This is a genomic window from Xanthomonas sp. SHU 166, assembly GCF_000364685.1.
Taxonomy (GTDB): domain Bacteria; phylum Pseudomonadota; class Gammaproteobacteria; order Xanthomonadales; family Xanthomonadaceae; genus Xanthomonas_A; species Xanthomonas_A sontii.
Map to the genome: position 1 here is coordinate 1 of NZ_AQOJ01000995.1, position 922 is coordinate 922.

At 71.9% G+C, this 922-nt stretch carries 1 pseudogene; it reads right to left on the bottom strand.

From position 1 onward, the window contains the following. Nucleotides 1–633, bottom strand: a pseudogene (locus tag D180_RS22075) (kynureninase); the annotation flags it as partial. Nucleotides 634–922 lie beyond the last annotated feature (289 nt).

A 922-nucleotide genomic window follows, 5' to 3' on the forward strand; every position in this document is an offset into this window, starting at 1 on the left:
TGCCGCGCGCGCCAGCCGCGCCACCGCGGCCAGGTCGAAGGCCTGGCCGGTGCGGTACTGCACGCCCGGCCACAGCACCAGCGCCAGGCGCGGGCCGTGCTCGGCGATGGCGCGCTCGATCGCCGCCAGCGACACGGTGCCATCGGCGCCGTCGGGCTGAACTTCGATCAGGTCGGTGGCCGGGTCGAAGCCGTGGAAACGGATCTGCGAGGCCACAGCATGCTGGTCGGACGGGAACGCGCCGGCCTCGATCAGGATCGCCGGGCGCTCGCGGGTGGGCCGGTAGAAGCTGACCATGAGCAGGTGCAGGTTCACCGTCAGCGTGTTCATCGCCACCACTTCGTGCGGGTGCGCGCCGACCAAGCGCGCCAGCGGCGCGGCCAGCAGTTCGTGGTAGGTCATCCACTGGGTGTCGCCGTTGAAATGGCCTTCCACCGCCAGCGACGACCACTTGTCCAGCACCTCCTGCACCGCGGCGCGCGCGCCGCGCGGCTGCAGGCCCAGCGAGTTGCCGACGAAGTAGGCCTGGTCGGCGCCCTGGTGTTGCGGGAACAGGAACTCCTGGCGCAGGGCCCGCAGCGGATCGGCGGCGTCGAGGGCGATGGCGTGTTGGCGGGACAGGATCTCGTTCATCGGCATTGGATTCCGGGAAGCAGGGCGAGAGTCTAGAGCGTGTGGGACGACGGGAGGTGAGTGCATGGCATGGCGCGGGGCAAGGCCGCGTGGCCCTCTGCAGCAGCGACCGCACGGCCAGGGTGAGGCGATGGCGCGTTCACCCGCTGCGGTGCGCGGTCACCTGCGGTTGTTCCTTGGCGGCCGCGGCAGCCGGCAGCAGCGCACTGCGGACCAGGTGGGTCAGGGTACCGACGCTGTCGGCGACGCGGTCGCTGGTGTCGGCCAGCGCGGGCAGCGCGCCGCCGTC